The sequence below is a fragment of the Singulisphaera acidiphila DSM 18658 genome, assembly GCF_000242455.2.
Lineage (GTDB): Bacteria > Planctomycetota > Planctomycetia > Isosphaerales > Isosphaeraceae > Singulisphaera > Singulisphaera acidiphila.
This window is the reverse complement of sequence record NC_019892.1, coordinates 6,664,451-6,676,660: the sequence shown is the minus strand read 5'-3', so window position 1 is coordinate 6,676,660 and position 12,210 is coordinate 6,664,451. Positions and strand designations below refer to the sequence as shown.

Below are 12,210 nucleotides of genomic sequence, written 5' to 3'. Positions count from 1 at the left end.
CCCGACTTGCGGATTATTGGCCCGGCGTCGCGGTGTAGCCGGGGCCGCGTACAGCGCGGCCGGGCTTAGCGCCGGTGTGCTTGCCGTCGTCGACCACGAGGACGCCGTTGACGAACACGGAGCGGATGCCGACGGAGTTCTGGTGCGGTTGCTCGAAGGTAGCGCGGTCGGCGATGGTGACAGGATCGAACACGACGATGTCGGCGCGGTAGCCTTCGCGGAGCAATCCACGGTCGCGGATCGAAAGGCGGGAGGCGACGGCGGAGGTCATCTTGCGGACCGCATCTTCCAGGGGGATCACCGACTCTTCGCGGACGTACTTGCCCAGGATGCGCGGAAATGTGCCGTAGGAGCGGGGATGAGTCAGGCCTTTCGCCGTGGCGGGGTCGTGGCCCGAGGCATCCGTGCCGAACTTGATCCAGGGCTGTTGGAGTTGGAGCTTCATATTGGCCTCTGACATCATGAAATAGATCGTGCTGACCCGCTGGTGCTCAGCCAGGATCAGGTCGATGGCGGCGTCGATCCACTCCTTGCCCTGTTCCTTGGCGATCTCAGACAGGCGTTTGCCAACGTACTTCTGATGCTCGGGCTTGTTCAGGCCGAGGACCATAACCCCCTCAGGCGTTGAGAGTTCGACCAGGTTCTCCCACTCCGAGGTCGGGTGGAGCACCTCCTCGCGGATCTTGGCCCGGATCTGGGGATCAGCCAGGTTCGCGTACAGCTTACCGTCGGCCGAGGCCCAGGGGGGCAGGCAGGCGGTCAGGCCGGTGCCGGCGGCGTCATACGGGTACATGTCGGCGCCCACGTCCTGGCCCCTGCTGCGAGCGTCGGCGATCCGGGCGATGGCAGCGGCGGCCTTCTCCCAATTCCGCTTGCCGGCCGCCTTGAGGTGATAGATTTCGACCGGCACACCCCCCTCGCGACCGATCCGGATCGCCTCGTCGATCCCTTCCAGGAGGCGGTCGGCTTCGGATCGCATGTGGGTGATGTAGACGCCACCGTACGGGGCCATCGCACGGGAGAGCTCGATCAGATCATCGGTCGAGACAAAGCTGTCGGGCGGGTAGATCAGGGCCGAGGCCAGGCCGAATGCGCCGTCCTTCATGGCGTCGCGGACCAGTCGCTTCATCAGTTCCAGTTCATCGGAGGTCGGAGCGCCCGGCGTCATCCCCTTGGCGTAGCCCCGGATCGTGGCCGAGCCGACGAACGAACCGAAGTTGACCGAGCCGCCGTGGGCCTCCATCGCGCGGAGCCAGGCGTCAAAGCCACGGGGGCCGTCGAATCGGGAGTCCTTCCGCGACGGTGCATTGGAATCCCCCTCACCCAGAATCTCGGTAGTCACGCCTTGCGTCACCTTGCCGATCAGGCGACCGTCGCCGGAGAGGAGCTCCTCACGTGAGTGGCCCTGGATATCAATGAAGCCCGGGGCGACGACCAGTCCCGAGGCGTCGACCCTTTTCTTGGTCGGGGCATCGCCGAGTTGGCCGGCGGGCGTGATCCGCGCAATGGTGTCGCCCAGGATTGCAACGTCGCCCAGGAACCAGGCATTGCCGATCCCGTCCACCACTCGACCGCCTGCTAGGATCAGGTCATAGGGCGGCGGATCATCGGCGCCGCGGGCAAGAGCGGCCATGGCCAGACAAGCCAAAAAAGCGAATCGGAGGGGAAGGCGGATCATGGAGACATCTCGGTTCGTCGGCGGAGCCTTCTCCGTGCCAACGCGACCCGGATCCCGGCCCATTGAAGTTCGAAGCTAATCTCATACCGCCCCGGCAGCAACCGTACCGCCGTCCGGATGGGTGGAGCCAAGGCCGTAACCTTGGCCAGAGTGGCGGAGTGCTCAGAACTCCTCGAAAAAATCAACACATCAACGAACGACAATAAACACGCAAGAGAGTGGCGATCACCCGTCTTTGCGATCAGTCCGAGGGTGTAACCACTGGTAGAAAGCACGATCCGAGAGGACACCGGAAACGCCTCGAACCGGGTCGAACCAGCGATGCTCCCGGTTGTACTGGAACGAGCGCGGGACGATTTGCCCGGTGTCATCGACGGCAAAACAGCCGACCAGGTCGCTCGCCAGCGGATCCAGGCTGAATTCACCGGGGGTCCGAGGGTCGAGGAGATAGAGCCAGTCACTCGATCGACTCGATGCCTCCCGGATGATTTCGGGAGAATTGCTGGCGCTCTCGTTCATGTACTGAACGAAGACCTCGATGAACGTGGGATTGACCTGGAACGTCTCGAGATCGAACACTCCCTCACTTGAAGGGGTGAACTGACCGATGACCGAACGCGAGTCGATCCCCCGGCTCCCCGCGAGGATGACGTCGAGGAAACAGATGAGATGATGATGAACGCCGTCGGTTTCTACCTCAAAGACGTTGAGGAGCGAAAGTTCGGTCTTGGACATTCGTTTCGACTCGAATCTCGGCAGAAAAAGATCGCCTCGTCTTGGAAAAAACGAGGCGATCTCCCACGCACATGGGTCTTGGCTCAAGGCCTGGGTACACGAGCAACCTAGAGGATAAACCGACTCAGGTCTTCATCTTTTGCCAGTTCCTCGAGGCGTTCGAGGACGTGAGCACCGTCGATGACGACCTTTTTCTCGGTCCGATCCGAAGCGTCGAAACTGAGTTCTTCGACGACGCGTTCGAGGATCGTATGCAAACGTCTGGCACCGATGTTCTGAGTCGACTGGTTCACCTGGTGGGCCAGGTTGGCCATGGCGTCGATCGCGTCGGGGGTGAACTCGAGCTCAATGCCCTCAGTGGCCAGAAGGGCCTGGTACTGGCGGATCAGCGAAGCACGGGGCTCGCGAAGGATGCGGGCGAAGTCATCGCGGGTCAGGTCCTGCAACTCAACGCGGATGGGGAACCGGCCCTGGAGTTCGGGCATCAGGTCGGAGGGCTTGCTCCGGTGGAAGGCTCCGGCCGCGAGGAAGAGGACGTGGTCGGTCTTGATCGGCCCGTATTTGGTGGTGACGGTCGTCCCTTCGACGATGGGCAAGAGGTCACGCTGAACGCCTTGACGCGAGACGTCAGGGCCCCGGCCGCCGCCGTCATCACCGGCAATCTTGTCGATCTCGTCGAGGAAAACGATGCCCGACTCCTCGGCGAGGTGGACCGCGGCCTGGCTAACCTTCTCTGGGTCGATCAGGGCATCGATTTCCTGGGCGATCAGGATGGGGCGAGCCTCGGCGACGGTCATCGTCCGGGTCTGGGACGACTTGGGCATGATCTTCTCGAACATGCCCTGCAAGTCCATCTCCATCTGTTCCATGTTGCCCGCGCCGAGGATCGAGACCGGCGCCGCAGCCCGACCCGGTAGTGTGATCTCGACTTCGCGATCTTCGATTTCACGCGCCTCGAGCCGCGCCTTCATCTTCTCGCGCGAACGCTGCCTGCGCTCGGCGGCCTCGGCCGCCTCCGGGGTATCCGGATCGTTCCACTGATGCGGCGGGGCAGGGAGGAGCAGGTCGAGCAACCGCTGATCAGCGCGGACCACGGCTTGCTCGCTGACCCGTTCGCGCTCGGCCCCGCGAACCAGGGTCACGGCCGCCTCAACCAGGTCGCGCACCAGGCTCTCGACGTCACGGCCGTAGTAGCCCACTTCCGTGTATTTGGTCGCTTCCACCTTCACGAACGGAGCACCGACGAGTTTCGCCAGGCGACGAGCAATCTCGGTCTTGCCGACCCCCGTCGGGCCAATCAAGAGAATGTTCTTGGGGGTGACCTGGGCCCGTAGCTCTTCGGAAAGCTGACGACGACGCCAGCGGTTTCGCAAGGCGATCGCCACGGCACGCTTGGCATCGGCCTGCCCGACGATGTCATGGTCGAGTTCGGCCACGATTTCCCGAGGGGTCAGGTCGCGCACTTCAATTCCTCCACCGTCAAATGACCGTTCGTATAAATATCGATACCCGCGGCAATCTGGAGCGCTTCGCGAACGATCTCGGTGGCGGACAGCCCCGAGTGAGCGGACAAGGCCCGCGCCGCGGCCAAGGCATAGGGGCCACCAGAGCCGGTCGCCAGGATACCGTCGCTCGGCTGGATCACGTCTCCCGAGCCACTCAACAGCAGGCTATGGCGGGCGTCGACCACAATCAACACAGCTTCCAGGCGCCTGAGCATCCGGTCAGTCCGCCAGAGCTTGGCCAGTTCCGTCGCCGCCCGGGGAATGTTATTCGGGTAGTCGCGAAGCTTCGATTCAAAGCGTTCGAGCAATGCGAACCCGTCCGCCGCGCTGCCGGCGAAACCGGTGAGTACCTGCCCATCCAGAAGTTTGCGGACCTTGACGGCATCGGCCTTCATGACGGTCGTGCCGAGCGTCACCTGGCCATCGCCCCCCAAGGCCACCCGGTCCCCGCGCCTGACGGAAAGGATCGTCGTGGCATGCCAGTCCAAATTCGTGATCCTCCCTCTTTGGAACCTGGGTCGCTTCGTATTCGTACTCCTGAGCATACAGCCACCTCGAAGCCATTGCCAGGCGACGATCGGGCTCACCCGCCTGAGAACCGAGAATCCAGGCAAAATGGAGCCATTTGAATGGCATGGCTTAGGCCGGCTGTGCCGGAATATTCAATCCCGCGGAAAAACGTGACGATAAGTGATTTGGGGTTTTTGGGAGTGAGAAGCCCGCTCCGCTGGGACGAGGCAGAGGCAGGAGGCCACGATGTACCATCGTTGGATCAAGACCGCGCTCAATGCGGTTGTATTGGTTGGATTGACAGCGATTCCGGCGAGCGCGGCGACCTGGGCGGATCCTCTGTTCGCCGAGCAAGGACATGACTTTGGACCGGTGCCGCGAGGCGGAAAGGTTCGTCACAATTTCGTGATGACCAATCGGCTCAATGAAGCGGTGACCATCGCCAACGTGCGGGCCTCGTGCGGTTGCACGACCGGCAAGGCAAGTACCTCTCTGGTCCAGCCCGGCCAATCGGCGATTATCGAAGCCGAGATGGACACCAGGAATTTCGTCGGGGCCAAAGCGACGACCCTCTTCGTGTCCCTGATCTCGGCCAGCCGGGGCGAGGCCGAAGTGAGCCTGGCCGTCTCGTCGCTGATCCTCAGCGACATCGTCTTGAACCCGGGCGCGATCGATTTCGGTGCGGTGGCGCGGGGCCAGACCCCCTCGCAGACGCTCACGATCGATCGCATCGGCTCGGCGAATTGGCGGGTTGAGCGGATGATCTCGGCCAGCCGTGTCTTGAACGCCACACTCACCGAGACGTCCCGTCAAAATTCGACGGTCTCCTACTCGCTCACGGTCTCCCTCAGACCGGATGCGCCGGCAGGGGTTGTCCGGGATGAGATCCGGCTCCTGACCAATGACAAAGAGGCCGCGAATATTCCGATCCTGGTCACCGCCCTGTTACGGGGCGACCTGTCCGCCAGGCCGAGCCTGGTCCCACTGGGCAACATCAATTCGCCCACCGGCGGACAAGGCCGGTTCCTCGTGATGTCCTCGAAACCGTTCTCGATCGTCGAGATCGAGGGAGCCGGGGATGGGTTTCAGTTCGGCCCGATCACCAATGAACGCAAGCCCGTTCACGTCGTGACCTTCAGCTATAAGCCCGAGGAAGGCAAGACGCGAGGCGACCTCCGGCACCTCTTCCGGGTCAAGACCGACCTCCCCGGCGAAGGGCCGCTGGAAGTCACCGCCACGCTGCACGTCGACCCCTGACGAACGACGATCCGCTCGCGACGCCCGATCACCCAAGTCGTCGACCGCTCTCAAAAGCGATCGACGACTTGGCGTTTCGAACGGGTCAACCTAATAATTCAGAGTGAGAGCATGCTCACTCTTCAAAGAACAAAATCTGTTTCAAATTTTCTTAACACGAGCACTTTATACTGCATCAGGTTTGCGTTACCGGCGACATACGGTCACCCCTCCAGGGCTACCAAGAACCACATGGCCCCGGGAGCCCACAGTTCCGACGGAAGATGACGCCTGGCTTCGCCGATACTCTTCCGATAGAGCAGCACACATGGCAAAGTCGACGGGATTGGTCGCCAATGGATCGTTGGCGTAGAATGACAGACGTGGAGGAGCCGAAGCGCCGCGAGACCCTCTTGAGGAAGGATTGACCCGCCATGGCGAGCGACGAACGTCGGACTTCGACGGACGATCTGGTGGGCGAGGATGTGGAGGTCCGCGGCCACATCATTGACTCGCTCCTCCTACCCAAGATTCTCGACCGCATCCTCCAGATGGGTGGGAGTTTCGAGATCCTCGAATGCACGATCGGCGCCCGGCGGATCGATCCCAGCTACGCGCGGATCAAGATCAAGGCGGCGAACACGCAACAACTCGACGAGATCCTCGGCGACCTCGTCGAGCACGGTGCCTCGGCCGTTCATCCCGAAGATGCCCACGTCGTCCCCGCCGATATTCCGGGCGCGTTCCCCAACGATTTCTACAGCACGACCAATCAGCGCACCCAGGTCCGGCTCGGAGGTCGCTGGATCGACGTCGCCGACCAGGAAATGGATTGCGGCATCGCCGTCGATTCCAGCAGTGAGACCGCCCGCTGCGTGGCGATGACCGACGTGACGCCTGGCCTCCCGATCGTCGTCGGGCACGATGGGGTGCGCGTCGTCCCCGCCGAACGACCCCGAGGCGCAAATCTGTTCGGGTTCATGGGGTCGAACGTCTCGAGCGAGAAGCCCAAGGCGATCAGCTTTCAAGGGGTGGCCGACTCGATCCGGGAGACCCGCGCCGAGGGAAAAAAAGTCCTTTTGGTGGGTGGCCCCGCGATCGTGCATACCGGGTCGTCCGGCCACGTCGCGCAGTTGATCCGTGACGGCTGGATCCAGACCTTGTTCGCCGGTAACGCCTTGGCCACGCACGACATCGAGCAAGCGCTCTACGGCACGAGCCTGGGCGTCTCGATCTCCAAGGGGGAAGCCCTCGAACATGGCCACGAGCACCATCTGCGCGCAATTAATACGATCCGAAGGTTGGGAGGTATCAACAAAGCGGTCGAGTTGGGCGTATTAAAGTCAGGAATCATGTTCGAGTGCGTCAAGGCGGGAGTCGATGTCGTCCTGGCTGGTTCGATTCGCGACGACGGTCCACTACCCGAAGTGATCACGAATACGTTACAGGCTCAGGCGAAGATGCGCGAAGCGATCCAAGGCGTTGGCTTCGCACTCTTGATCGCGACCGCCCTGCACTCGATCGCGACCGGGAACCTCCTGCCGGCCTGGGTCAAGGTTGTCTGTGTTGACATCAATCCGGCGACCGTAACCAAGCTCAGCGATCGAGGAACCTTTCAAACGATCGGTCTGGTGACCGATGTCGAACCCTTCTTCCGCAGCCTGGTCGCCGAACTCGCATAACGCGTTTCGCGACCTCGACAACACAACGCGGCGAATACCGATCAAGCCGTGCGTGTCGTCATGGGTGTGATCATCTTCACCTTCAAGATGAAGGGAGGCTCTCTCATGTCCTCCGCTCCTCACTTCCTAATGTGTCCCCCCGACCACTACGGGATCGAATACGAGATCAATCCGTGGATGAACCGCGCGGTCGGCACCGACCCCGCCCAGGCGCACCGCCAGTGGTGGGCCTTGCACGACGCCTTGCGTGACCTGGGGGCCACCGTCGAACGGCTCGCGCCTGTCCCTGGCTTGCCCGACCTTGTGTTTACTGCGAACGCGGGGCTCGTCCACCACCGAACCTTCGTGAGTTCACAGTTCCGCCACGGGGTCCGTCAGGGGGAGACCCCTTACTTCGATCGTTGGGCGCGCGAACATGGGTTCAAAGTGGTCACGCTCCCGCCCGGCTCGTACTTTGAAGGGGCCGGGGACGCCCTCTTCCTCGGTGAGATCTTGTACGGCGGTTATCGGTTTCGGAGCGACGCGAAGAGCCACCTCTGGATCGGTCATCAACTCAACGTGGAGGCCTTACCACTCGAGTTGGTGGACCCGCGGTTTTACCACCTCGACACCTGCTTCTGCCCCGTCGACCGGGAGACGGCCATTTATTATCCAGGCGCTTTCGACGACTATGGACGATCGGTTCTCAAGGACCGCATCCCCCACTTGATCGCAGTCTCGGCCGAGGAGGCCGTTTCATTCAGTTGCAATGCGGTGGTGGTCGGTCGCACAATCCTGCTGAACGACGGAGCACCAAAACTGGCGAAGACCTTGCAAACCTCGGGATATGAAGTCCGTCCGCTCCCTTTCACCGAGTTTATCAAGGCGGGGGGGAGTGCCAAGTGTCTGACCTTACGCCTCGACGGTGAGGAGGCCGCGGCTTGGCGTCTCGTCCCTGAGGTGGCAGGGAGTGCCGCTTGAGAATCGAAGGCCATTCCCCATCACCTTTCCTTGGGATGACCGACCAAGATGAACCAGCTCTATCTCCTTCGACACGGAATCGCCGTTGATCACGGCGATCCCGACTTCGCCGACGAGGATCGCCCGTTGACGCCCGAAGGCGAGAAACGGGTCAAACAGGTGGCCAAGGGCTTTTCCCGACTCGACCTGGGAGTCGATCGGATCTTCTCAAGCCCGCTGCCTCGGGCCCGGAAAACCGCGGAGATTGTTGCGGATGTCCTGGGGATCAACGAGCATCTTGAGTCCGTTGACGTCCTTCGCGCCGGCTCCTCGGCATCGACAATCCGCGACTGGATCGGCACCCGCGCCGAGGATCGGATCATGCTGGTCGGCCACAATCCGGACCTGTCGGATCTGCTCAGCCTCCTGATTGCAGCGGGACCCAACACGGCCCCGTTCGAACTCCGAAAAGCTGGAATCGCAGCGCTCAGTGGGACAATCAGCTCGCCCATGACACTCGATTGGCTGGCCCGCCCCCGGTTGCTCCGTAAACTCGGCGGCTAAAACTCACCGGAAGCAGCTGTGGCTTCCCTCCGAGTGGCCCAAGGTGAGGAAGCCGAGATCCGCGAAAACGGCTTCCTGATTTCGATTCTCAGGCGAGCGGAAAGCGTGAGCTCCCCGCTCGCCTGAAAGAAAAAAAACAACGGTCGACTGGGCGGGATGAGGAGAAGTGCGCGAGGCGGAAGTCACTTTAGCTCATCGGAAGACACCGGCCTGCGTCGCGCCCAGGGTGGTTGTGGGACGGATCGGGTCGGTGCTCGAGAGTTCGCGGGCCATGTTCTGGAACTCGACCTGAGAACGAACAACCGGTTCTCCCGGCTCGGCGGGAGCGATTCGGCGATAGGTCCCGTCCGGCTGGAGTACGCGGGCCTTCACATTGTCCATCAATGCCACGCCGAGGATACCGTCAACAATCCGGTTTCGGAGTCGAGGGTCTTCGATCGGGAACATGATCTCGACCCGACGCCGGAAGTTGCGCGGCATCCAGTCGGCCGAGGAGAGGAAGACTTGCGGGGCGTCGTTGTTCTGAAAATAGGCGATCCGCGAGTGTTCCAGGAACTTGTCGACAATGCTGATGACGCGGATGTTCTCCGAGAGCTTGGGCATACCGGGACGGAGGCAGCAAATCCCTCGCACAATCAGATCGATGCGGACGCCCGCTTGTGACGCGGCGTAGAGCGCTTCGATGGCTCCCGGATCAACGAGCGAATTCATCTTGGCGATGATTCGCGCGGGGAGGCCTTGCTCGGCATTCTTCCGCTCCCGATCGATGAGGGCGATGATGCGATCGGCCAGGTGCATCGGCGCGACGATCAACTTGTGCCAGCCATGCCCCTGGGAGTAGCCGGTCAGAAGGTTGAACAGAGCGCTGGCATCTTCGCCGAAATCCGACCGGCAGGTGAAAAGGCTCAGGTCAGTGTAGAACCGGGCCGTGGTCGGGTTGTAGTTGCCCGTGCCAAGGTGAACGTAGCGGCGGATCCCGTCGTGATCCCGGCGCACGACCAGGGCCGCCTTGCAATGGGTCTTGAGGCCGACCATCCCATAAACGACGTGGACGCCCGCCTTCTGGAGCGCCCGGGCCTTGACGATGTTGTTCTCCTCGTCCAGTCGAGCCTGGAGTTCCACCAGGGCCGTCACTTGCTTACCGTTCTCCGCCGCGCGTGCCAGCGCGGTGATGATCGGGTTATCGTCGGAGGTCCGGTAGAGCGTCTGCTTGATCGCCAGGACCTGCGGATCTTCCGAGGCCTGTTCGATGAATTGAACGACCGAGCCGAACGACTCGTAAGGGTGATGGACCAGTATGTCCTGCTCGCGGATCGCGGCGAAGACGTTCGCCCGGTTCGCCAACGACGTCACCACCTGGGGCTCGAACGCAGGCTCCTTCAGTTCCCGGAAACCTTCGAGCTTGTAGAGCGCCACCAAGGCGGTCAGATCGACGGGCCCTGAGACCTTGTAGACGTCGCGATCGTCAAGGTCGAGTGCGGGGGCCGTCTGGAGCTGTGCGAGAAACCCTTCATCGGCGCGGTCCGAGATTTCCAGGCGAACGGCGGCCCCCCACTTCCGTTGTCGCAAGGTCTCCTGAATCGTCGACAGGAGGCTACTCTTGACCTCCGTCTCCTGAATCGTGAGATCGCTGTTCCGGGTGACGCGGAAGGCGGCCCGCGCCGCGACCTTGAAGCCCCCGAAGAGGGCGTCGAGCCGCGGTCCGATCACATCCTCGAGCAACACGAATCGACGCTTACCGTCCCCCTCGTCAGGAAGCGGCACCAGCCGGTTCAAAACTGAGGGCACTTGGAGCACCGCATAGAGCTGGCGAGGCGGATCCTGGCCGATCGTCTCGATCCGGAGGATCAGGTTTAAACTCTTGTTATGCAAGTGCGGAAATGGATGCGCGGGGTCGATCGCCAGCGGGGTCAAAACGGGATAGACCTGCCAGTCGAAATACTTATCGAGAAACGCATTCTGGGTCTCGGAGAGCTCGTCCGGTCCACAGACATGGATTCCGTGGGTTGCGAGTTGGGGACGAATCTCGGTCCGATAAATTTCGTACTGCCGGCCGACGAAATCATGGGCTCGGCGCGAGATCTCGGTTAACTGCGAGAGCGGCCCCATCCCATCGGGGGGAGCGTCCTGGGGCTCGAGATTATCGTAGAGCTGAGCCTGGAGCCCGGCCACGCGAACCTCGAAGAATTCGTCGAGGTTGGAGGCACAGATCGCCAGGAAGCGAAGCCGCTCCAAGAGCGGATTCGACGAATCGCGTGCCTCTTCCAGCACGCGTTCGTCGAAGTCGAGCCAACTCAACTCGCGATTGATAAAGAGACTAGGATCGAGGGGATTGGACGATCGAGTGACCGGAGCAGTGCCCGATCCGTTGAGTTGGTGTTGGACCATGACCGACCGCGCTCCATCACGTTCGCACCGCCGACGCCCGAATCAATCAGGCCGTCTGGGACGATCGCGTTTCGAGTTGCCGAAGGAGGCGAAGGTTCACGGCGTCGAACTCCTCGCCCTGCTCGTCCGTTCCCTTGGGCGTCTCGAGGATCATCGGAATGTCCCGGAAACGAGGGTCAGTGACGACGAAACGAAACGGTTCCAGACCGAGATGGCCCTGGCCGATCCCCGCATGGCGATCAACCCGGCTCCCCCGCTCACGACGGCTGTCGTTGAGATGCCAGACCCGGACGCGATCCACGCCGACCGTCCGGTCAAAATCATGCATTGTCCCATCGTACTCATCTGCGGTCGCGAGAGAATAGCCTGCCGCGAAAATATGGCAGGTATCGACGCAAACCCCAAGTCGGCCAGGATCTTTCACCAGGCCGAGGATCGTGCCAAGGTGCTCGAACCTGTGCCCGAGGCATGTGCCTTGTCCCGCGGTCGTTTCCAGATCGATCCGAACGGCCAAACCAGGGACCCGACGATGGATCTCATCGATCCCCGCCGCGATCCGTTTCAGCCCTTCCTCCTCCCCGGATCCGACATGGGCCCCGGGGTGAGCGACCAGATCGAGAATCCCAAGCGCTTCACAACGCTCAAGCTCGACGACCATCGCGTCGATCGATTTGTTCCAGAGAGTGTCATCAGGACTTCCGAGGTTGATCAGGTAGGAATTGTGAGCAACCGGCGTGCCGACTCCAGTCGTTTTCAAGGCGGAACGAAACGCCGCGACGTGTGCGTCGGTCAACGTGGGCGCTTTCCACTGATTGTTGTTCTTGGTAAAGAGTTGCACCGTGTCGAAACCGAAGGAGTGCGCGGCCGTCACGGCGCGGTCGCATCCGCCGGCAATCGACATATGAGCACCTAGTCTCGCAGGCTTCAATTCGGAGTCCTTTCGACCGAAACGCTGTCGATCTTTCCGGAATCT

General features: G+C 61.8%; 10 protein-coding genes. 4 read left to right on the top strand and 6 right to left on the bottom strand.

Annotated features, from left to right (window positions below):
* Window positions 1–13: 13 nt before the first annotated feature.
* The 4 genes from SINAC_RS26240 to hslV form a co-directional block, all read right to left on the bottom strand.
* Window positions 14–1,678 (bottom strand): N-acyl-D-amino-acid deacylase family protein, encoded by a 1,665-nt coding sequence (locus tag SINAC_RS26240; protein ID WP_015248597.1) that lies wholly within the window; start codon window positions 1,676–1,678, stop codon window positions 14–16.
* A gap of 225 nt (window positions 1,679–1,903) precedes the next feature.
* The gene (locus tag SINAC_RS26235; RefSeq protein WP_015248596.1) at window positions 1,904–2,413 is read right to left on the bottom strand and encodes a hypothetical protein; all 510 of its coding nucleotides are present in this window, start codon (window positions 2,411–2,413) and stop codon (window positions 1,904–1,906) included.
* A 107-nt stretch (window positions 2,414–2,520) separates the two neighbouring features.
* Window positions 2,521–3,876 carry an ATP-dependent protease ATPase subunit HslU gene (hslU, locus tag SINAC_RS26230; RefSeq protein WP_015248595.1) on the bottom strand — a complete coding sequence of 452 codons (1,356 nt, stop codon included), beginning with the start codon at window positions 3,874–3,876 and terminating at the stop codon, window positions 2,521–2,523.
* A complete protein-coding gene (gene hslV / locus SINAC_RS26225; protein ID WP_015248594.1) occupies window positions 3,864–4,406 on the bottom strand; it encodes an ATP-dependent protease subunit HslV in 543 nt (180 codons plus the stop codon). The genes hslU and hslV overlap by 13 nt, the downstream gene beginning before the upstream one ends.
* A 268-nt stretch (window positions 4,407–4,674) precedes the next feature.
* On the opposite strand from hslV, the gene SINAC_RS26220 reads away from it, so the two are divergent.
* The 4 genes from SINAC_RS26220 to sixA all read left to right on the top strand — a co-directional run bounded on the left by SINAC_RS26220 (window position 4,675) and on the right by sixA (window position 8,849).
* Entirely contained in the window at window positions 4,675–5,685 is a 1,011-nt protein-coding gene (locus SINAC_RS26220) for a DUF1573 domain-containing protein (RefSeq protein ID WP_015248593.1), read from the top strand.
* A gap of 413 nt (window positions 5,686–6,098) precedes the next feature.
* The gene (locus SINAC_RS26215) at window positions 6,099–7,346 is read left to right on the top strand and encodes an ornithine cyclodeaminase (RefSeq protein ID WP_015248592.1); all 1,248 of its coding nucleotides are present in this window, start codon (window positions 6,099–6,101) and stop codon (window positions 7,344–7,346) included.
* A 105-nt stretch (window positions 7,347–7,451) separates the two neighbouring features.
* Window positions 7,452–8,306, top strand: a complete 855-nt coding sequence (locus SINAC_RS26210; RefSeq protein WP_015248591.1) for a dimethylarginine dimethylaminohydrolase family protein — start codon at window positions 7,452–7,454, stop codon at window positions 8,304–8,306.
* A 48-nt stretch (window positions 8,307–8,354) separates the two neighbouring features.
* The gene (sixA, locus tag SINAC_RS26205; protein WP_015248590.1) at window positions 8,355–8,849 is read left to right on the top strand and encodes a phosphohistidine phosphatase SixA; all 495 of its coding nucleotides are present in this window, start codon (window positions 8,355–8,357) and stop codon (window positions 8,847–8,849) included.
* Between the two features lie 192 nt (window positions 8,850–9,041).
* Here sixA and ppk1 read toward each other — a convergent pair whose 3' ends face one another.
* Both ppk1 and SINAC_RS26195 read right to left on the bottom strand, forming a co-directional pair.
* Window positions 9,042–11,237 carry a polyphosphate kinase 1 gene (gene ppk1, locus SINAC_RS26200; protein ID WP_015248589.1) on the bottom strand — a complete coding sequence of 732 codons (2,196 nt, stop codon included), beginning with the start codon at window positions 11,235–11,237 and terminating at the stop codon, window positions 9,042–9,044.
* Between the two features lie 46 nt (window positions 11,238–11,283).
* On the bottom strand, window positions 11,284–12,165 hold the full coding sequence (locus tag SINAC_RS26195) for a deoxyribonuclease IV (protein WP_015248588.1): 882 nt from the start codon (window positions 12,163–12,165) through the stop codon (window positions 11,284–11,286).
* Between the last annotated feature and the right edge of the window lie 45 nt (window positions 12,166–12,210).